Source organism: Aquirufa ecclesiirivi, assembly GCF_011250515.1.
GTDB lineage: Bacteria > Bacteroidota > Bacteroidia > Cytophagales > Spirosomataceae > Aquirufa > Aquirufa ecclesiirivi.
On record NZ_JAANOP010000005.1, the window covers coordinates 210,968 to 230,776 of the forward strand.

15 protein-coding genes and 1 riboswitch are annotated in these 19,809 nt (G+C 38.5%); of the genes, 8 read left to right on the forward strand and 7 right to left on the reverse strand.

Going from position 1 to position 19,809, the window contains the following annotated elements; translation table 11 throughout:
* The first annotated feature begins 96 nt into the window (after nucleotides 1-96).
* On the forward strand, nucleotides 97-984 hold the full coding sequence (locus G9H65_RS08855; RefSeq protein ID WP_166374985.1) for an AraC family transcriptional regulator: 888 nt from the start codon (nucleotides 97-99) through the stop codon (nucleotides 982-984).
* A 94-nt stretch (nucleotides 985-1,078) separates the two neighbouring features.
* On the opposite strand, the gene G9H65_RS08860 is transcribed toward G9H65_RS08855, so the two are convergent.
* Complete coding sequence (locus G9H65_RS08860) at nucleotides 1,079-2,128, reverse strand: TerC/Alx family metal homeostasis membrane protein (protein ID WP_166375048.1); 1,050 nt, start codon at nucleotides 2,126-2,128, stop codon at nucleotides 1,079-1,081.
* 49 nt (nucleotides 2,129-2,177) lie between these two features.
* Here G9H65_RS08860 and G9H65_RS08865 point away from each other — a divergent pair, with 49 nt between their 5' ends.
* Nucleotides 2,178-2,918, forward strand: a complete 741-nt coding sequence (locus G9H65_RS08865) for a glycosyltransferase family 2 protein (protein WP_166374986.1) — start codon at nucleotides 2,178-2,180, stop codon at nucleotides 2,916-2,918.
* Between the two features lie 62 nt (nucleotides 2,919-2,980).
* Here the strand turns inward: G9H65_RS08865 and G9H65_RS08870 are convergent, their stop codons facing one another.
* A complete protein-coding gene (locus G9H65_RS08870) occupies nucleotides 2,981-5,431 on the reverse strand; it encodes a TonB-dependent receptor (RefSeq protein WP_166374987.1) in 2,451 nt (816 codons plus the stop codon).
* 92 nt (nucleotides 5,432-5,523) lie between these two features.
* Nucleotides 5,524-5,619, reverse strand: a riboswitch (TPP riboswitch).
* 70 nt (nucleotides 5,620-5,689) lie between these two features.
* On the opposite strand from G9H65_RS08870, the gene mfd reads away from it, so the two are divergent.
* Nucleotides 5,690-9,040, forward strand: coding sequence for a transcription-repair coupling factor (mfd, locus tag G9H65_RS08875; protein ID WP_166374988.1), 3,351 nt, complete (start codon nucleotides 5,690-5,692; stop codon nucleotides 9,038-9,040).
* A 63-nt stretch (nucleotides 9,041-9,103) separates the two neighbouring features.
* Nucleotides 9,104-10,363, forward strand: a complete 1,260-nt coding sequence (gene gldJ / locus G9H65_RS08880) for a gliding motility lipoprotein GldJ (RefSeq protein WP_235927486.1) — start codon at nucleotides 9,104-9,106, stop codon at nucleotides 10,361-10,363.
* Nucleotides 10,364-10,374: 11 nt separating this feature from the next.
* Here the strand turns inward: gldJ and G9H65_RS08885 are convergent, their stop codons facing one another.
* Nucleotides 10,375-11,055, reverse strand: a complete 681-nt coding sequence (locus G9H65_RS08885; RefSeq protein WP_166374989.1) for a ComF family protein — start codon at nucleotides 11,053-11,055, stop codon at nucleotides 10,375-10,377.
* A gap of 148 nt (nucleotides 11,056-11,203) precedes the next feature.
* On the opposite strand from G9H65_RS08885, the gene fusA reads away from it, so the two are divergent.
* Nucleotides 11,204-13,297 carry an elongation factor G gene (fusA, locus tag G9H65_RS08890; protein WP_166374990.1) on the forward strand — a complete coding sequence of 698 codons (2,094 nt, stop codon included), beginning with the start codon at nucleotides 11,204-11,206 and terminating at the stop codon, nucleotides 13,295-13,297.
* Between the two features lie 109 nt (nucleotides 13,298-13,406).
* Complete coding sequence (locus G9H65_RS08895) at nucleotides 13,407-13,982, forward strand: YdeI/OmpD-associated family protein (RefSeq protein ID WP_166374991.1); 576 nt, start codon at nucleotides 13,407-13,409, stop codon at nucleotides 13,980-13,982.
* 101 nt (nucleotides 13,983-14,083) lie between these two features.
* Here G9H65_RS08895 and G9H65_RS08900 read toward each other — a convergent pair whose 3' ends face one another.
* A complete protein-coding gene (locus G9H65_RS08900; RefSeq protein WP_166374992.1) occupies nucleotides 14,084-15,115 on the reverse strand; it encodes an acyltransferase family protein in 1,032 nt (343 codons plus the stop codon).
* 155 nt (nucleotides 15,116-15,270) lie between these two features.
* Here G9H65_RS08900 and G9H65_RS08905 point away from each other — a divergent pair, with 155 nt between their 5' ends.
* Both G9H65_RS08905 and G9H65_RS08910 read left to right on the forward strand, forming a co-directional pair.
* On the forward strand, nucleotides 15,271-15,978 hold the full coding sequence (locus tag G9H65_RS08905) for an ABC transporter ATP-binding protein (RefSeq protein WP_166374993.1): 708 nt from the start codon (nucleotides 15,271-15,273) through the stop codon (nucleotides 15,976-15,978).
* Between the two features lie 318 nt (nucleotides 15,979-16,296).
* The gene (locus tag G9H65_RS08910) at nucleotides 16,297-16,905 is read left to right on the forward strand and encodes a Crp/Fnr family transcriptional regulator (RefSeq protein ID WP_166374994.1); all 609 of its coding nucleotides are present in this window, start codon (nucleotides 16,297-16,299) and stop codon (nucleotides 16,903-16,905) included.
* Nucleotides 16,906-17,349: 444 nt separating this feature from the next.
* Here G9H65_RS08910 and rplS read toward each other — a convergent pair whose 3' ends face one another.
* From rplS to trpB, 3 genes are all read right to left on the reverse strand, one after another.
* Entirely contained in the window at nucleotides 17,350-17,703 is a 354-nt protein-coding gene (rplS, locus tag G9H65_RS08915) for a 50S ribosomal protein L19 (RefSeq protein WP_109322003.1), read from the reverse strand.
* A gap of 131 nt (nucleotides 17,704-17,834) precedes the next feature.
* A complete protein-coding gene (trpA, locus tag G9H65_RS08920) occupies nucleotides 17,835-18,614 on the reverse strand; it encodes a tryptophan synthase subunit alpha (protein ID WP_166374995.1) in 780 nt (259 codons plus the stop codon).
* On the reverse strand, nucleotides 18,615-19,805 hold the full coding sequence (trpB, locus tag G9H65_RS08925) for a tryptophan synthase subunit beta (RefSeq protein ID WP_166374996.1): 1,191 nt from the start codon (nucleotides 19,803-19,805) through the stop codon (nucleotides 18,615-18,617).
* Between the last annotated feature and the right edge of the window lie 4 nt (nucleotides 19,806-19,809).

Genomic DNA, 19,809 nt, shown 5'->3' on the forward strand with positions numbered 1-19,809 from the left:
AAGAATCCGACTATCTACCGTGAAATTTGTAAAAATTAATGCAATTTTACCATAGAATAATACATATATCGACTAATCTGATAATTTTCAAATAAGATGAAAGCAAGTTTGGAGCATTTAGCCAAAGGAAGTGATGCTTTTTCCTTTGAGATCAAGGAAGTGAAACAAGCGCGTTTTGATGCTCCCTATCATTTTCATCCAGAATTGGAACTCACCTTAATTATTTCAGGAGAGGGAAAAAGATTCATTGGAAATCAAATAAGTGACTTCAGCCCAGGGGATTTAGTTCTTCTGGGGTCAAATTTACCGCATTGTTGGCAAAATCACCGGAAAGATTGGCTAACGGAGGATTTGGAAGAAGATGCAGCCCAGGCTTTAGTGATACATTTTTCTGCAGATTTCTTGGGAGAGGCCTTTATGAATAGAAAAGAAAGTGCCGCTATAAAATCGTTATTAGAAAGAGCCAAACTGGGATTCGCCATTCAAGGGAGTACACAAGATAAAATTGCCAGGGAAATGCTACTCTTAAAAGGCTTAGCCCCCTTCCCGCGTTTATTGAATTTTTTGCAAATCTTACATACACTAAGCACACAAGCAGCGGATCTTCAACCCATTGAGTCCAGTGAAAGTAGTTATACCCTATCTACGGTTGATTTAGAAAGAATCAATCGTGTATACGCTTATGTCATTGCTAACTATACCCATGAAGTCCACTTGGATGAAGTGGCTCATTTGGCCAACATGACTGAAACCGCTTTTTGCCGCTATTTCAAAAAAGTAACCAATAAAACCTTTGTAGAGTTAGTCACGGAATTCAGGATAAAACATGCTTGTCAATTACTTAGAAGCAGCTCCAAACCCATGATTGAGATTTGTTTTGAAAGCGGATTTGGGAATCTTTCTCATTTCAACAAGCAGTTCAAACAATGGATGAAAATGCCTCCCTTACAATATCGAAAATTGACCTTGGAATGGCATCAATAATCCTAACGCTGTCAAGGTTTCAAACCTTGCCAGCGTTGGGCAAATTTCACAAATTATCCCCAAATTCTCTGCCAACAAACTGATAATAAACTGATTATTTCTTCTCAGGGAACAGCATACTTAATACAATACTCACAGTCAAAATTCCAATAATGACTCCTAAAGATGCTAAGGTTCCAAAACCTATTTGCTCCAAATAATGATGCGCTAACATCTTGATACCAACAAAACTCAAAAGCACCCCTAAACCGATCGGTAAAAAACGGAATAGACCCATTAAGTTTGACAAAAAGAAAAATAAAGACCTCAATCCCATAACAGCAAAAACATTGGAAAAGAAAACAATGTATGGGTCTTTTGAGATGGAAAAAATAGCTGGAATAGAATCCACTGCAAATAAAATATCCGTAAATGCAATAACCACCACTACGACAAAAATGGGTGTAATGTATAATTTGCCCGTTTTCATTCGAACAAAAAAGCGGCCAATCACATTTCTTTTATACACGTTAAAATACTTAGACAATATCTTCACGACAGGATGATGACCAGGAACCATTTCTTCCTCACCGTCTTTTTTTATGATAATACTTATACCCGTGTAGACCAAAAATGCCCCGAACAAATAAATAATCCAATCGAATTTTTGCAATAAGGCTGCTCCTAAAAATATGAAGATTAGTCGCAATACAATGGCCCCCAATACCCCCCAAACTAAAATCTTTTTGTAATAGCGCTTTTGAACCCCGAAAGAATTAAAAATCAAAATAAAGACAAAAACATTATCAGCCGATAAAGAGTATTCCACCAAATAACCTGTAATAAACTCCAAGGACATATTTTCCTGAAATACAGCTAGTTGATCTAAATAAGTACCCGACCCTAATTGAATCTGTTTGGCATATAATTCCTGAACAATCTGCAAACTTGGCACGTCATGAATACCATGAACCATACCTCCATTAAACCTCAAAAACAGATAAAACAATAGGGCCAAAACCACCCAAGCTCCACTCCAAAAACCTGCTTCTCGAAAAGTCACTTCCGACTGTGGCCCAGTCTTAAAAACACCTAAATCCACCAACATCACTGCCAAGACTCCCACTGAAAACAGAATAAAAAACAAAGTTTCGCTCATAAATATCTAATTTTACACCAAAGCCCAAAGTTCGTAAATCTTTGGCACACATTTTATGTACGAAGGGAAAAAGGTAATTGTTGTGATGCCTGCCTACAAAGCCGCACTCACACTCGAAAAAACGTATAACGAAATTCCTCACGATTGGGTGGATGAAGTCATTCTTGTAGATGACCATAGTCCCGATAATACGGTTGAAGTCGCGAAGCAAATTGGCATTCAACATGTGATTCGCCACGACAAAAACAAGGGTTACGGAGGCAATCAAAAAACTTGTTATACCAAGGCCTTGGAATTACAGGGAGACATTGTCATTATGCTTCACCCGGATTATCAGTATACTCCATTGCTCTTAAAAGCCATGATAAGTATTATTGGAAATGGTTTATATCCCGTGGTTTTTGCCTCCAGAATTCTAGGGAAAGGTGCTTTGAAAGGAGGAATGCCCATTTATAAATACATCGCCAATCGTATTTTAACCTTGTATCAAAATATTTTGATTGGTCAAAAATTATCCGAATACCATACAGGTTACCGAGCTTTTTCAAGAGAAGCTTTAGAAGCTGTTTCTTTTCAAGAATGTGACGATGATTTTATCTTCGACAATCAAATGGTCCTCCAATTATTTTGGAAAAACTTTGAAGTAGGTGAAGTAACCTGTCCCACCAAATATTTTGAAGAGGCTTCTTCCATCAATTTCAAACGTAGTTCCATTTATGGATTTGGCGTATTATGGTATTCCCTTCGTTATCGCTTAGCCAAAATGGGCTGGACTTGGGATTTAATGGGAAAGTAACATTTCAAAATTCCATAAAAAAATCCCCTGCCAGACCGACAGGGGATTTTTGTTGAATTAGCTTACAAGCGAATGGAAAGTCCAACCAAAAAGTTAAATCCTGCCTGAGGATATTGAAAGTTCTCCGTAATTACTTTTTGTTCATATACATAGCTGTACGTATATCCATTAGATGAGTACAAAGTATTCGCTACATTATTTAACAACAAACTAGCTTGTAAATTCTTTGCCCAACTCGTCTTTATTGGATAAGTTAAACGAATATCCTGAGTCCAATAAGCTTTCAATTTCCTATTTTCATCTGATGTATTATCTAAATATTGCTGACCCACATATTTAGTTAACAAGCTCGTTTCCAAACCTTTCCAAGTATAAGTCAATTGACTTCCGGCGATGGACGATGGAGAATAAGCGATATCCGTAGTTCCATGATTCACGATTTTAACGCCATAAGTATCATAATCTGAAATACTTTCTACAAAATTCAGGACCTTGTTCTGACTTAAAGTAAGATTAGCCTGCCAAGTAAATTGATTGGACAATCGGTAGTTCAAACTAGCTTCTATTCCCATCCGATAACTATCAGGCACATTCGTTCTAATGGCCTCACCCACACTATTAACAGCACCAGTCAAGACCAATTGATCGCGATACTGCATTCGATACAAATTCAATTGAAATGAATAATTAGAAGCCGTTCTTTCAAAACCCAATTCAAAATCCGTCAAAAACTCGGATCGTGGAGTCGTGCCAGGATTGTCGATAAAATCTTGTCGACTAGGCTCTTTACTACCTACTGCCAAAGAACCATACATTTTACTTGATTCACTTAGTTGATGCGTCAAGCCAAATTTAGGATTAAAGAAATTATACGTCCAAATTTGACTTATATCCTGCATTTTATCGGCAGTTCCTTGCATGGAATAGCCCACAGTACGGTACTGCAAGTCCAGGTAACTTTGCCATTTAGCGGCCAAAGCATAATTCATTTTGACAAACATATTCAAATCGGTTTTTTGCGATCTGCTCTGATACCAGCGATGACCCAAATAAGAATTTGGCAAATTGTCGCCTGAAATGACTTCTCCAAAATGCCGACCCACATAACGGCTCCATGCACCGCCAAAAGTAAATTTAAATCCTTGATTCGCATCGTAATTTAAGGCAAAAGTGCTTCCATAAAAATCATTATCCAGCCATTTCCTTCTGACCAAATTGGTGTTTGTCAATTGGACCGATCCGAGATTGATGGGAGCTAAACCATACTTCGATAAACTAGCATCAGCTTTATACTCTTCGTAATAACCTCTTCCATAGGTATAATGCCCATTTAGGTCTAAATTCCAATGAGCCCCCAAGCTATGGTGCGTCAAGAATTGATAATGATCTTGGGCATAATTATCTGTTTGATTGGGATAGGTATAATAATTATAAGTCCTTCCGCTCTCCAACAAATTTTGGGCATCCGCTTCACCTAACCCATTTCGCGCTATGTAAGCATTCATTCCTGCGATGTCATTATTCACCCTACTTTCAGGAGTTCCATACCAAGATTGAAACGTTTTTTCTTTTCCAATGAAATAATTCAATCGAAAAAAAGATTTCTTAGCAAAATAAGCGGTCGACAAATACACCGATTGCAAATTGGAAGACGCTCGGTCTAGATAACCCGTTGAAACCACACGAGACAATCGACCATCGATGGTCCATTTCCCTCCCAATAAACCTGTTCCAAGTTTTAAGGTGGATTTTAATGTTCCAAATGAGCCTCCAGAAACATTTATTTCGGCATAAGGATCTTTTTCAAAACTATTGGTTTGCATATTCACCGAACCGCCAAATGCTCCCGCTCCATTGGTGGAGGTTCCAACCCCACGCTGAATTTGAACAGAGGCTACCGAACTAGCAAAATCAGGCATATTCACCCAATAGGTTCCTTGTGATTCTGAATCATTCACCGGAATTCCATTGATGGTCACATTCACACGAGTAGCATCAGAACCACGGATACGAATGCCCGTATATCCAACTCCAGCTCCTGCATCGGATGTTGTCACAATGGATGGTGTGAAATTGAGCAATACCGGCATATCCTGACCTAAATTTGACTTAGATAATTCTTTAGCCCCCACATTCGTATAAGCCATCGCTGAGTTTCCATCTGCTCGAGTAGCTCTAACAACCACTTCATCGTTTAAAAATGATGATTTTTTCAGCTGAATACTGATGGATTTTTCTGAAGAATTTAATACCCTAGTTTGGGTTTCAAATCCAATAAAATGAATCGAAATGCTCACCGATGATTGCGTGCTACTTATGACAAAATGGCCCTTACTATCTGTAACGGTACCTCGCTGGCTATCTTTTAGCTGAATATTCGCCCCCCAAAGAGCTTGGGAGTTTTCTTGGTCTACGACCGTCCCTTCCCAACGGAAGGTTTTCTGCGCCCAAACTGGCACAGCCATCATGGCAATGACTACAATAAGAAAAATTTGTGTCGTTATCTTTTTCATTTTTGAAAAGTTTAACAACAGGTAAAGGAGTCAAATCCTGTCTGATTTAACATGCTAACCCTTACATCGATGATTTTTTTGAGTTTTCAGCGCTAAAAACTCGACAAAATCCCTTCGTCGGTACTAACCGAATCAGGTTCAATGGGTATAATCTCAGCCCAAATATTTGGGCACCCCTTTTTGTGGATACACAAAGATACAAAAATTCCTACCTTTGCAAGCCCTAAGAAAAAATTGGCTGCCCTGATTCGGTAGATTATGATTGTAAAAGATTTTATTGCCCAATACCAACACGATGGAATTATTCAAACTCTTTCTTCGCAGATTCATCATGCCCAAAAAGGAAGCAAATTCCATGTAAAAGGCTTATCTGGCTCGCTAGACGCTATCCTGATGGCTGCCACCAAACAAGAAAAAAGACCTTATCTACTGATTTGCGAGGAAAAAGAAGAGGCCCATTACCTCCTGAATGACTTACAGTCTTTAGTAGGAGATGCGGAGGTTTTACTATTTCCGATGTCCCATAAAAAACCCTATGAATGGGAAGAAATAGATAATGCCAATGTATTGATGCGTGCCGAGGTACTCAATGTACTCAGTAATTTATCATCCAAAGACACTTACATTGTCACCTACCCAGAGGCATTAAGTGAAAAAGTAATCAATCGAAAATCACTGGTTAAGAATACCCTTTCTATTCGGGTTGGGGATAAAATAGATCCCAATTTTGTAGCAGAAACGCTCAACGAATATGATTTTGAGCGAACCGATTTTGTCTATGAAGCAGGTCAATATTCCGTTCGTGGAGGAATATTAGATGTATTTTCGTATGCGACAGAGTTCCCCTATCGACTAGATTTTTTCGGAAATGAAGTAGATAGCATTCGAACATTCCATCCAGAAACTCAACTTTCCATTCAGTCCGTTTCTGCCATGCACCTCATCCCTGATGTGCAAACTAAGCTCATTCAAGAAAGTAGAGAAAGCTTTTTGAGTTTCTTCCCAGAAAACAGCATCATTTGGATAAAAGACCAAGATATGCTCTTGGAAATCATTCAAAATTACTTCCAAAAAACACATGATGCTTTTGAAGAACTGAAAAGTCGGGGTAGCGACATTCAACTTATGTCTGATCCTTCCGAACGTTGGGAGAGTAAAAAAGAATTTTTGAAGTCCCTCAACCAATTTACCCAAGTAGAATACGGGAAAAGAAATCACTTGAAAAATGCGGAATCCATTACGTATGCTTCTAAAAACCCTGGGGCATTTCATAAGGATTTCGAACGATTAGCGGGTGCTTTGCTCGATAACCAAACGCAAGGCTATCAAAATATCATTTGTTCCGAATCTTCCCGTCAACTAGAACGACTGGAAGTCATTTTCAACGAATTAAATACCTCGATTCAATTTAAAAACCTACAAATTACGTTACGCGAAGGTTTCATTGATGAGCAAACAAAAATAGCTTTTTATCCTGACCACCAACTTTTTGATCGTTTTCATCGATTCAAAGAGAAAAACAAATTTTCTAAAAATAAAGCCCTGACTTTAAAGGAATTAAGGAGTTTACAGGTAGGGGACTTTGTTACGCACATTGATTATGGAATTGGCCGATTTGCTGGTTTAAACTTGATTGAAACATCCAATGGCGAACAAGAAGTCATTCGACTAATATATCGGGATGATGATGTCCTTTCGGTATCCATTCATGCTTTACATAAAATTTCTAAATATTCGGGGAAAGAAGGTGCGCCTCCGAGTATGTCTAAATTAGGTTCTCCAGATTGGGACAACAAAAAATCGAGAGTCAAAAAACAGGTAAAAGACATTGCCAAAGAGTTAATTTCCTTGTATGCCAAAAGGAAATCGGCACCCGGTTTTTCTTTTTCTCCCGATACCTATTTGCAGGCCGAATTAGAATCTTCCTTTTTATATGAAGATACCCCCGACCAAGCAAAAGCGACACAAGATGTGAAAGCCGACATGGAAAAACCTCACCCCATGGACCGACTGGTTTGTGGAGATGTTGGTTTTGGAAAGACCGAAATTGCGGTAAGAGCTGCCTTTAAAGCCGTAGCAGATTCCAAGCAAGTAGCTGTTTTAGTACCTACGACGGTTTTGGCAATGCAACATTTTAGAACCTTTCATGATCGATTGGCTGCATTTCCTTGTAAGGTGGAATACATCAACCGATTTAAGTCGCCGAAACAAATCAAAGAAACTCTCGATCGAGTGGCGAAAGGTGTGACCGACATTTTAATTGGTACCCACCGTTTGGTCAATAAAGATGTTGTTTTCAAAAATTTGGGCCTTATGATCATTGATGAGGAACAAAAATTTGGAGTGAAGGTCAAAGATCGCTTGAAAGAAATGCGAGTAGATGTGGATGTATTAACGCTGACCGCCACTCCTATTCCGCGAACCTTACACTTTTCACTCATGGGTGCGAGGGATTTATCCATTATTGCCACACCTCCTCCGAACCGCCAGCCAGTGGAAACCAAATTGGTTGTATTAAATGATGAACTTTTACGAGATGGAATTAGAGAGGAATTATCGAGAAATGGACAGGTTTTTGTGGTCTACAACCGAATTGGAGAACTAGAAAGTATAGCCAATCGAATATTACGTTTGGTACCGGATGCCAAAATTGCGGTAGCTCACGGACAAATGGACGGTGATAAATTAGAAAAAATCATGTTGGGATTCATTGAGGGTCATTATGACGTATTAGTGGCCACCAATATCATTGAATCTGGATTAGATATTCCGAATGCGAATACCATTTTTATCATCAATGCCAATAATTTTGGTTTATCTGATTTACATCAAATGCGGGGACGCGTCGGTCGATCCAATAAAAAAGCCTATTGCTATTTAGTAACACCTTCCCTGGCGAATTTGACCAGTGATGCCCGTAAAAGATTAAGCGCACTGGAAGAATTTTCCGACTTAGGGGATGGGATCAAAGTAGCCATGCGCGATTTAGATATACGTGGAGCAGGGAACTTGTTAGGAGCAGAACAAAGCGGGTTCATCAATGATTTAGGCTATGATATGTACCACAAAATCCTAGATGAAGCCGTTCAGGAATTGAAAGAAAACGAATTTAAAGCCTTATTTGAGGCTGATTTACAGGAAGTTGCCGAGACATTAAAAGTAGATTGCCAAATTGAGACAGATATGCGGGTTTTAATTCCTGATACCTATGTTCAAAGTATTTCCGAACGATTAGCCTTATATACTCGATTGGATGAAATAGATCATGAAGAAGATCTAAACAAATTCATTCAAGAAGTAGAAGACCGTTTTGGCAAATTACCTCAAGAGGTCAGTGATATGATCGAATTAGTGAAATGTCGCTGGAAAGCACAAGTTTTAGGAATTGAAAAAATACTGCTAAAAAACAATATCCTTAAACTTCATTTCGTTTCATCTGAGACACACCAAAAACATGCTAGTTCCATTGTTTTGAAGGTCATCAATTTTGTAAATACTCGAAAAGGACAGTGTCAATTGAGAGAAAAAGCCAACAAATTGATTCTTCAAGTAGACCGAATCAGTAGTATTGACGAATTAAATACTATTTTAGTGGATATTTTAGGCTAGTTTTGAGCTTATTAATTGAATTTTATACCTTTGCTTTTCAAATTCTTACGATAAAAGATATCAATGATTGCTAAATTGAAAATTGTAATGGGGATTTGTGCTAGTGTATTTCTCTTGACATCATGTCCAAGTGGAATCAAAACTGGCGTAAAACCTAGCAGTGTAAATATCGGTTCAAAATCCTCTGCCACAGGCATTTCCTATAACCAAAAGGGTGGATTTCAAGTAGATAAAAAATTCAGTGGTCAATTAACAGGCCCTAATTTGGTGTTTATTGAAGGTGGCCGTTTCACCATGGGTTCTTTAGAAGAGGATGTATTGGGGATGCATGACAACGTAGAAAGAACGGTATCTGTTCAATCTTTTTACATGGATGAAACAGAAATCGCTAACGTTCATTATTTAGAATATTTATATTCGGTTCAAAAAGACTCCACACAAGATTTTTACGAATCTGCTTTACCCGATACGACTGTTTGGAAAAACGACTTAGCATTTAATGATCCTTACGTGGAGCAATATTTGCGTTTTCCGGGCTTCCGTATGTATCCAGTAGTGGGTATTTCTTGGAAACAAGTAAATGATTACTGCGTTTGGAGAACAGCCGCTGTCAATCAGCAATTGGCAGGTTCAGATAAAGTCAAAGAAAAGAAACCTAAAAAAGGAGCTGCTACTGCTGGTACTGCCGCTACAGCAGCCACGACAAGAACCAATACAACGGCTCGTTTGACTATTGAATCAGGCCGAGTTCTGCCTTCTTACCGTCTACCTACTGAAGCTGAATGGGAATACGCAGCTAAAGCCATGATTGGAACGCAACAGGAAGATGAGAACCAAATCAACCAACGTATTTATCCTTGGGATGGACCATCGTTACGCCAGTCGCAAGGAAAAGCCAGAGGAACCATGTTGGCAAACTTCAAACGTGGACGTGGTGATTATGCTGGTATAGCTGGAAAATCCAATGACGGAGCTATTATTACAACAGAAGTCTACAAATACCCACCAAATGATTTTGGTTTATATCAAATGGCAGGTAACGTAAATGAGTGGGTGCAAGACTTATATCGCCCTCTTTCATTTCAAGACTTCAATGATTTAAACCCAATACGTAGAAACGAAAAATTAGATAAAGCGAGTCGTTACGACAGCAAAAACAATAATTCATTGATTGATAACAAGGTTCGCGTATACAAAGGTGGATCTTGGTCAGATGTGGCTTATTGGTTGGCACCAGGTACTCGTCGTTATTTGGATGAAGATTCTGCTACAGCTACCATCGGATTCCGTTGTGCGATGATTTCCGCGGGAACGAACAAATAACATTGACTCTTTTACGGTAAAGCCGCCAGAGCTAAAAAAGACACTTGTCTAGCTCCGGCGGCTTTTATTTTTTTCCCCAATGCCAGCATGGTGGCTCCTGTGGTTAAGGTATCATCGACAATTAACACATGCTTCCCTTGAAAAAGTGATGGATCCGATACCTGAAATACGTCTTCCAATCCACTAAATCGCTCTTGTCGATTTTGATGAATCAAAGTTTGACTATTCTTGATTCTTTCTACCCCAGTCATTAAGATAGGAATTTGCGTACTTTGGGATATTCCTTCAGCAATGCAAAGCGCTTGATTGTATCCTCGTTGATTCATTCTTTGTTGGTGCATGGGAATAGGAAGAATAAGCTCGTAGGCTGAAGGCCAATTGTACTTATTTAATTCTGCACCACACCAAATCCCTAGAAATCGACCTAAATCTTGGGCTCCTTTGTATTTAATTTGATGCATGAGGTGCTGAACTCGGCCTCCTTCAGAAAATAAAAAGAAACAATGTACATCCTGATAATCCATCCATCCGTCAAATTTCAGACGAAGCCAATTAGGCTTTAGAAGGAATAAACCTGGCCTTGGGAGCTCTAATCGACACGGAGTACAAAGGAAATTTTCTGATTCCAATAGGGTCTTGGAACACGCAAAACAAACTTCCGGATAAAGCAATTGTAAAATGCGCTTAAACATTTGAAAAAAGTTTTGTATTTAATTAAGATTCAGTAATTTTGCACCCCTAAATAAGAACCTAAAGTTTACATCCTAAAACCATGTTGCTCAAGTTCTTGATAATCTTAGAGAAGAGTAAAAACACTTATATCATAATTAACCTTTAAAAATGGCACGCGATTTAAAATTCACTAGAAACATCGGTATTGCTGCGCACATTGACGCTGGTAAAACCACCACGACGGAACGTATCCTGTATTACGCAGGTGTGAGTCACAAAATTGGTGAGGTACACGATGGTGCGGCAACCATGGACTGGATGGAGCAAGAGCAGGAGCGTGGAATCACGATTACTTCTGCTGCAACAACTGTAAGCTGGAAATACCGTAACGAAGATTACCATGTTAACATCATTGATACACCGGGTCACGTTGACTTTACTGTCGAGGTAAACCGTTCACTACGTGTGTTAGATGGCTTAGTATTCTTGTTTTCTGCGGTAGATGGTGTTGAGCCACAGTCAGAAACGAACTGGCGTTTAGCGAACAATTACAATGTCGCTCGTATTGGTTTCGTTAACAAAATGGACCGTTCTGGTGCAGATTTCTTAAACGTGTGTAAGCAAGTGAAAGAAATGCTAGGTAGTTACGCAGTGCCATTGCAATTACCAATCGGTGCTGAAGAGCATTTTGAAGGAGTAGTTGACTTAGTTAACTTCCGTGGTATCAAGTGGAATGAGGCTGATAAAGGAATGACATTCACTGAGGTACCTATCCCAGATGATATGTTAGAAGAGGCGACAGAATACCGTGAGAAATTATTAGAAGCAGTGGCTGAGTTTGATGAGACTTTGATGGAGAAATACTTCGAAGATCCTAACTCAATCACGGAAGATGAAATTTTAGCTGCTTTACGTGCTGCTACTATTTCCATGAAAATTGTTCCTATGCTTTGTGGTTCTTCTTTCAAAAACAAAGGAGTTCAAACCATGTTAGATTACGTGATGGCGATCTTGCCTTCACCAATGGATAAAGAAGGTGTTAAAGGAACTGACCCAAATACAGGAGCAGAAATCTTAAGAAAACCATCTGAATCAGAACCTTTTGCTGCATTAGCATTTAAAATTGCAACGGATCCTTACGTGGGTCGTTTATGCTTTATCCGTGCTTATTCAGGTGGATTGGATTCAGGATCTTATGTTTTGAATAACCGTTCAGGAAACAAAGAGCGTATTTCTCGTATTTTCCAAATGCACGCTAACAAGCAAAACTCCATTGAGCGTTTAGGTGCTGGAGATATTGGTGCGGTTGTTGGATTTAAGGATATCAAAACGGGTGATACATTATCTGACGAAAAACACCCAATCATTTTAGAGGCTATGGATTTCCCAGAACCTGTAATTGGTTACGCGATTGAGCCTAAGAAAACAGCTGATGCTGATAACTTCTCAAAAGCCATCACAAAATTGATTGAAGAAGATCCTACCTTACAAGTAGAATCCAACGAAGAGACTGGTCAAACGATCATCAAAGGAATGGGTGAGCTTCACTTAGAGATCATCATTGACCGTATGCGTCGTGAGTTCAAAGTAGAAGTAAATCAAGGTGCACCTCAAGTTGCTTACAAAGAGTCTTTAACCAAGACTACTGAGCACCGTGAGGTTTACAAAAAACAATCAGGTGGTCGTGGTAAGTTTGCAGATATCGTATTTGAAATCGGACCAAGAGAAGACGACAAACCAGGTTTAGAATTTGTGAACAATATCGTAGGTGGTGTAATTCCTCGTGAATTCATTCCTGCAGTTCAAAAAGGTTTCGATGAGGCTATGAAAACAGGTGCTTTAGCGGGTTATCCAATGGATTCCATGAGAGTACGTTTGTTCCACGGTTCTTACCATGATGTCGATTCAGATTCATTATCATTTGAATTAGCCGCTCGTATGGGTTACAAAGAAGCAGCAAAAAGTGCAGGTGCTAAATTAATGGAACCTATCATGGCTGTTGACGTAGTTACTCCAGATGAGTATACAGGACCTATCACAGGTGACTTAAACCGTCGTCGTGGTATCATGAAAGGGATGGATTCTCGTCAAGGTGCTGTTATCTTAAAAGCAGATGTACCTTTATCTGAATTATTCGGATATGTAACGGATTTACGTACCATGTCTTCTGGACGTGCTACTGCATCATTAACTTTCTCTCACTATGAATTTGTTCCACAAAACATTGCAGACGAAGTAGTTAAGAAAGCGAAAGGATTGTAATATCCAAGCAATATTAAAATGGAAAGCCCTCGATTTTCGAGGGCTTTTTTTTGTTCTAAACTAAAACTATACTGCCTCAAAAAGGTATATTTGGGTTAAAAATCTTCTAATGGCAGCGAGTAAAGCGGAAATTATAGCTTTCAAATCCACCCATGAATGGCGAGAGTGGCTGGAAAAAAACCATGTGCATTCCCCAGGAATTTGTCTTCAAATCTCCAAATTAAAAGCTCCAGATCTAACCATTTCTTATAAGGAAGCTCTAGATGAGGCCCTTTGTTTTGGTTGGATAGATAGCCAAAAATTTCCCTTAAATGAACATTATTGGCTACAAAAATTTAGTCCTCGAAAGCCCAAAAGTATCTGGTCCAAAATCAATATCCAACACATTGAGCGATTGACCCAAGCTGGGAAAATGATGCCTGCCGGATTAAAAACGGTACAAGCAGCCAAAGACGATGGGAGATGGGAACAGGCTTATGCTGCTCAAAGCGACATGGTGATTCCCGAAGATTTCCTGCATGAATTAAAAAAGAACAAAGCTGCTGAACTCTTTTACCATTCCCTTAACCGTTCCAATTTATTTGCTATCTATTTCAGACTTCAATCGGCAAAAAAACCAGAAACAAGAAAAAAAAGAATGGAGCAAATCATTGAAAAACTTTCTTCTGGCGAAAAATTTCATTAAAAATCCCCAACGCTGTCAAGGTTTAAAACCTTGCCAGCGTTAAGCAAAACTACCTTATTTTCCCATTTTGCCATTCGAAAAAACTGATAATTCATCCAGCTTTAAACAAAATATCGTTTAAGTGATTGAATGGGTTTTTCAAACAATTGGTAAGAAATAAAACTAAAAGAAAATAAGGCTATTATTCCGTATATATGGAATGGATCATGAATCGAAATATGAAGTCGATTCATCAACTGATAAAATAAATCAGGGATCAGCATATGGTACAAATACAAGCCATAACTAACCTTCCCTATTTCTCTTAATGGACGAAAGGATAAAACTTGAGACAAGAATCCCGATTTCAATGCGGCTAATATTAAACCTGCTGAAAGTATGGATGTAAACGTTCTAAAGAACAATTGCTTTCCAATATTCAGGTCAGACATCAACAAGATAGTAATTAAAAATCCGATCAAAGCCAAAGGAATAAGCCATTTGGCGAAGGACCTTACTTGTTCTTCTTTTCCCACTCGTATATAATAGGCTAATAAGCCCCCCCAAGCAAATGTATCCACACAAGTAATCATGTAGACTCCAATGCCTTCGTATTGATGAATCAAAATAAACCTTGCAACCAATCCAAGTAAAGTGGTGATCCATAAAACTGACAATAATCTCCCCCTAGAACTTATCCCTAAGATTAATATGGGCCAAATGATATAAAATTGCTCTTCTACTGAAAGTGACCAATAGGGAGAGAGCATGTCGGACCAATTTTGACTTTGTTCTAACCAATGATTGTATAAATAGGACCAGTAATAGCCTGGGTGTTCATAAAAATCGCTAACAATTTGAATGCCGTATGATTTTAAAACGAGCAAGGAAGTCAGGACAGCGTAATAAATAGGAAATATGCGTAGAGCACGTCGAACCACAAAATTACCAAATGATTTAGCGAAAGTCTGGCTTTCTCTTTGACTTAATAAAATCGAGGTAATTAAATAACCACTCAGTACAAAAAATAGCGTGACGCCCACTGGACCATTGGGAATGGTATTAATCCAATGATTGGTGGGAAACCAATGAAAAATCAATACTAATAAGATTGCTATGGCTCGAATGCCATCCAAAGCAGGGATATATTTCATCACGTAATTCTACAGCCAACAAAGCTAAAACATATTGAGCAATAAACCTCTTATCCTTCCTAGAGCTACTTTATCCACGATGCGTATCTTTTGTAGAAAAGTGAAACTTCTTTCAGGTATTGGATGTATTTTTAAGATATTTTATTCCTGAAATTATGACCAAAATTATTGAAACAAGAAATATTTCCAAACGATATGTGATGGGAGAAGAGGTTATCGATGCCTTAAAAAACATTAGTATTTCTGTGGATAAAGGCGAATATGTAGCATTTATGGGCCCTTCTGGCTCTGGCAAGTCTACCTTAATGAATATTGTTGGTTGCTTGGATACCCCAAGTACAGGCAAATACATCTTAAATGGTCATGACGTCAGTGAAATGTCAGAGAATGAATTAGCGGCTGTTCGTAATAAAGAAATTGGATTTGTATTTCAAACGTTCAACTTGTTACCCAGACAGTCTGCTTTAGATAACGTGGCACTTCCCTTGATATATGCAGGTTATTCCAAAAAAGAAAGAACCGAAATTGCCATGGAAACTCTTAGAGGAGTAGGTCTCGACAATCGAGCTAGCCATAAGCCTAATGAGTTATCAGGAGGACAAAGACAACGTGTTGCTGTAGCCAGAGCTTTAGTCAATGAACCCTCTATTTTATTGGCTGATGAGCCAACAGGTAATTTAGATACCAAGACTTCCTATGAAATTATGGATCTTTTTGATCAACTGCACAAAAAGGGAAACACCATTGTGATGGTAACTCACGAGGATGACATTGCTCAATATGCACACCGCATTATCCGATTGAGAGATGGACTTATCGAGTCTGATACCATCAATCAAAACGTAAGAAAAGTAATCAAGTAATTTATTCACTATAAACACTAAGCCCTAAAATTAGAAAGATCTCTAATTTTAGGGCCTTTTTTTGACCTATATCAAGTATTTTTCTTGAGAAAGCGCAAGAAATTAAATTCCAGAACAGCTTTATATCCTACATAATTGGCTATCCACCAATGGATTTATATCTTTGGAACGTTCTAAATGTATACACCCCTTGAAGATTTCAAATTCTTCATTTCTGAATCTCATTTTAATTTGTTGCAAATCTAACCAGATTTCCAAAGTAAAAGAGTATGTCCGCATTTATATCACTCTAATCATTTTATACTTTATACCCTTTTTATGACCACTTTAGCTAGCTTAGAAGCTTACCTTAAAACATTTAACTTATTGAACCCTGCAGAGACGAAACAACTAGCTGGATATTTTAAGCCCGCTGTCTTTCAAAAGAATCAAATTATTATTGCTGAAGGAGAAATTAATAGTAAATTTTACTTTTTAGCATCTGGTCTTTTACGAGAATATTCGTGGGTTGACCAATTAGACATGCCCGAACCTATTTCAAGATGGTTTACCTTGCCAGGTAAATTTGGTATCTCAGCTGAAAGTTTCTTCCATGAAAGACCAAGCGAAATCACCCTTGACGCACTTAAAAAATCCGAGGTATTCTACATGGAAAAAGATGATTTAGAAAGAGCATATGTTGAAATCCCACATTCGAATACTATTTGTAGAATCATACTTCAAGAAACGCTCGTTCAACACGAACGAATTACCTCATTCTTACACATCAGAAATACCCAGATAAGGTATGAAGCGTTTCGAAAATCATTTAAAGATATGGATGAGCAGGTGCCCGATAAATACAAAGCTTCATTCCTCAACATGAGCCCATCTGAATTAAGTCGAGTTAGGCGAAAAATCATGGAAAATGGGTCACTAATTGACTAAACTTGCGTTTTCTCAACTTTATTTATTGATTTTTCGCAAGAATAATTCATGTAAATATCCTCAACTTTGTGATGTGATAATCGAAAGAAATCTTCTTTTATTCAGAAGAAATTAATCGTTATCGGTCAATAAGAGAAAAATATTACAATCTGTGTTCTAAATCCAATCGTTAAAATATGGAAGTTCAAACAACCAAATTTTTAACCATTTTCGAATCTAATATGTATGTATATGTTTCGAAAATAATTTGTTACTTAATCTCTCTTATTAACCACCTAATCACTAATAATTTATAATGCAAAAGAGGAGCCTAAAAACTCCTCTCTTGTAAAGACAATTCGCCTAATCAAAGTCATCTACGAATTTACATCTAACCACTAGTGCCCTAAAACAAAAGAGCTGCCCTTTCGAGCAGCTCTTTCTATTTCAAAGAATTCAAACCTCTTATTTTTTCTTCTCTTTAACACGAGCAGCTTTACCTTGCTTTCCTCTCATGTAATATAAACGAGCTCTACGTACTTTACCGCGACGTAATACTTCAATTTTGTCAATGTTAGGTGACAAGATTGGGAATATACGCTCAACACCAATTCCATTAGAAATTTTACGCACCGTGAATGACTCACCAGCACCAGAATTCTTACGCTGGATTACTAATCCTTGAAAAACCTGGATACGCTCCTTGTTACCCTCACGAATCTTCACGTGTACATTAATGGTATCTCCTGCTGCAAATTCAGGATGATCTGCTCTACGAGCTGCATTTTCTGCTTCAACTAATTTAATTAAATCACTCATCTTAATTATTTGTTCAAACTTTGGTGATTATCAGTGCTTAGCGGTCCAATCGTACATAAGCCTCACTGATTTGGGATGCAAAGATAGAAAATTTATTATTTCTAAAAAACTGTTAGTCAAAAAATTGTGAATTATTTAAGGCCTTTTATCCCGCGAACAAAAGCTACAATATCATCTTGTAAATGACTCGACTTACCTAACAACTTCACAAATGCACTACCAATAATAGCACCAGAAGCGGAAGCCGAAGCTTTCAAAAAGCTTTCACGATCTGATATTCCAAAGCCAATCAATCTTGGATTTTTCAAATTCATTTCATTGATTCTTTCAAAATACACTTCTTGATCTGAACTAATCCCAGTTTTAGCACCAGTGGTACTAGCCGAGGAAACCATATAAATAAAGCCTTGACTCACCGAATCAATTCGACGAATGCGCTCATCAGTGGTTTGAGGTGTAATCAAAAAGATATTAAATAACCCATATCGCTCAAAAATCGCTTGATATTCCGTCTCATATTCTGCCATGGGCAAATCCGGCAAAATCAAGCCATCAATACCTATTTCTTGGCATTTTTGACAAAATTTTTCTACGCCAAACTGTAAAACAGGGTTGATATATCCCATCAACAATACAGGAACCTGAACTTTGGATCTCATATCTTTCAATTGCTCAAACAACAAAGCCACGGTCATTCCTTGATCTAAGGATACCTGGTTCGACTGCTGAATGGTTTCTCCGTCTGCCACAGGATCAGAATAAGGCATTCCAATCTCTATAATATCGACGCCTCCTTCCTGAAGAGCCTCCAATACCGTCATCGTATCACCCAATTGGGGATAACCTGCCGTAGCATATACATTTAATATAGGGCCTTTCGCCGATTCAAAAACTGCTGAAATTCGATTCATCTAAACTAAATTTAATCTTTGTTGGTAAGTCGCCAAATCCTTATCCCCTCTTCCTGACAAATTAATAACCACTATTTCAGTAGGTTTGGCTTGTAATTTAGGTAATACCGCTAAGGCATGGGCTGACTCTAAGGCGGGAATAATTCCTTCCAATTGACTTAACTCCAAAGCCGACACCAAAGCTTCCTCATCTGTAATATCGTAAAAATGAGCGCGCCCTGTCTTAAATAGATGAGCGTGCATTGGGCCAATTCCCGGGTAATCCAATCCTGCTGAAATAGAATAAGGTTCGATCACTTGTCCATCTTCTGTTTGCATTAATAAACTCTTACTGCCATGCAAAACGCCAGCCTTACCTAAAAAAGTAGTCGCTGCCGAATGTCCCGTATTTATCCCCTGACCGGCAGCCTCCGCCGCCACCAATTGAGTTCTTTCCTCATCTAAATAATGATAAAAAGCTCCCGCTGCATTAGAGCCTCCTCCCACACATGCCAACACATAGTCGGGATAATTTCTCCCAACTTTTTCCATCAATTGAGCCTTTATTTCCTCCGATATTACAGATTGAAATCTGGCTACCATATCTGGATAAGGATGTGGCCCCACTACAGAACCAATGATGTAATGCGTATCAACTGGATGATTAATCCAATGGCGCATCGCTTCATTTGTGGCATCTTTCAAGGTCTTAGATCCGGACTCTGCTGCGACAACCTGCGCACCTAACATCCTCATCCTAGCCACATTAGGCGCCTGCCGCTCTATGTCGATAGCCCCCATGTAAACAATACACTCTAAGCCCATCAAGGCACAAACCGTGGCAGTAGCAACACCATGCTGACCCGCTCCTGTTTCTGCTACAATCTTATTTTTACCTAATTTCTTAGCTACTAAAATCTGCCCAATGGTATTGTTGACCTTATGAGCGCCAGTATGACAAAGATCTTCCCTTTTTAAATATATCTGAGTTTGGTATTTCTCTGATAATCTTTTTGCCTCAAACAAGGGTGTAGGTCTTCCTACGAAATCCTTCAATAAAGCATGAAATTCTTGTTGAAAAGTCGGATCATGTATAATTTCAAGGTAATGTGTTCTAAGTTCTTCCACATTAGGATAAAGCATCTCGGGAATAAATGCCCCGCCAAATTCCCCATAATACCCTTTGTCGTTTACTTGATAAGTAAGTGCCATAACG

What these genes read in the sequence shown, in the direction of transcription:
- G9H65_RS08855 (WP_166374985.1), top strand. Translation starts at nt 97, where the DNA reads ATGAAAGCAAGTTTGGAGCATTTAGCCAAAGGAAGTGATGCTTTTTCC.
- G9H65_RS08865 (WP_166374986.1), top strand. Translation starts at nt 2,178, where the DNA reads ATGTACGAAGGGAAAAAGGTAATTGTTGTGATGCCTGCCTACAAAGCC.
- G9H65_RS08870 (WP_166374987.1), bottom strand. Translation starts at nt 5,431, where the DNA reads ATGAAAAAGATAACGACACAAATTTTTCTTATTGTAGTCATTGCCATG.
- mfd (WP_166374988.1), top strand. Translation starts at nt 5,690, where the DNA reads ATGATTGTAAAAGATTTTATTGCCCAATACCAACACGATGGAATTATT.
- gldJ (WP_235927486.1), top strand. Translation starts at nt 9,104, where the DNA reads ATGATTGCTAAATTGAAAATTGTAATGGGGATTTGTGCTAGTGTATTT.
- G9H65_RS08885 (WP_166374989.1), bottom strand. Translation starts at nt 11,055, where the DNA reads ATGTTTAAGCGCATTTTACAATTGCTTTATCCGGAAGTTTGTTTTGCG.
- fusA (WP_166374990.1), top strand. Translation starts at nt 11,204, where the DNA reads ATGGCACGCGATTTAAAATTCACTAGAAACATCGGTATTGCTGCGCAC.
- G9H65_RS08895 (WP_166374991.1), top strand. Translation starts at nt 13,407, where the DNA reads ATGGCAGCGAGTAAAGCGGAAATTATAGCTTTCAAATCCACCCATGAA.
- G9H65_RS08900 (WP_166374992.1), bottom strand. Translation starts at nt 15,115, where the DNA reads ATGAAATATATCCCTGCTTTGGATGGCATTCGAGCCATAGCAATCTTA.
- G9H65_RS08905 (WP_166374993.1), top strand. Translation starts at nt 15,271, where the DNA reads ATGACCAAAATTATTGAAACAAGAAATATTTCCAAACGATATGTGATG.
- G9H65_RS08910 (WP_166374994.1), top strand. Translation starts at nt 16,297, where the DNA reads ATGACCACTTTAGCTAGCTTAGAAGCTTACCTTAAAACATTTAACTTA.
- rplS (WP_109322003.1), bottom strand. Translation starts at nt 17,703, where the DNA reads ATGAGTGATTTAATTAAATTAGTTGAAGCAGAAAATGCAGCTCGTAGA.
- trpA (WP_166374995.1), bottom strand. Translation starts at nt 18,614, where the DNA reads ATGAATCGAATTTCAGCAGTTTTTGAATCGGCGAAAGGCCCTATATTA.
- trpB (WP_166374996.1), bottom strand. Translation starts at nt 19,805, where the DNA reads ATGGCACTTACTTATCAAGTAAACGACAAAGGGTATTATGGGGAATTT.